The organism is Facilibium subflavum, assembly GCF_003574485.1.
GTDB classification, from domain to species: domain Bacteria; phylum Pseudomonadota; class Gammaproteobacteria; order Francisellales; family Francisellaceae; genus Facilibium; species Facilibium subflavum.
Map to the genome: position 1 here is coordinate 1 of NZ_QLIT01000389.1, position 711 is coordinate 711.

Sequence of the window (711 nt, forward strand, 5' to 3'; positions counted from 1 at the left end):
GCAAAGAGCTACTGGAGCGATCTTTTTCCAAAACTACCATCCTATGCTGCATTTAACCATAGGCTAAACAGATTAGAAGATGTTTTTCCAGTACTGCTTGAATACTATCAAGGCAGGCTACCTCATGCTGTTTATGACCAGATAAACCATAGACTTGTTGATTCAATGCCAATTGTGATGGCACAAAACAATCGTCGATTTAAAGCTTGTATTGCCTCAGAACTAGCAGATAAATCTGGATATTGCGCTGCTAAAAACCTTTATTATTATGGCGTTAAGCTTCATATTTTAGCAAGTTACCAAGTTGGCTGTATGCCTATTCCCGAGAGTATTGGATTAACTCATGCAGGAATGAATGATGGCAAGGCATATGAGTTGCTTTGCAATGATCCAAAGGTTAAACAATACACAAAATTTGGTGACAAGGCCTATCCAGCAAATCAGGAAACCAACACATATACTCCCGTTAAAAAAGGAAAAGGGCAAGAATACTTAGATGCAGCGGATCAGCTGTACTCAATGGCGGTATCTAAGATTAGACAACCAGTGGAATCAATGAACAATTGGATTCAGGAAAAAACAGGCATAGAAATAGCAAGCAAAGTCAGATCTACAAAAGGATTGTTGGTTCATGTGTTTGGAAGGTTGTGTGCAGCATTTGAATTGTTGGTGCAAAAATACTGCGTATAATTTAAACCTTGATTCGCATTT

1 protein-coding gene is annotated in these 711 nt (G+C 38.4%); it reads left to right on the top strand.

What is annotated here, in order from left to right; translation table 11 throughout:
* Positions 1–690: transposase (locus DNK84_RS14110; protein ID WP_119345040.1), on the top strand; the 690-nt coding region annotated here is incomplete at its 5' end.
* Between the last annotated feature and the right edge of the window lie 21 nt (positions 691–711).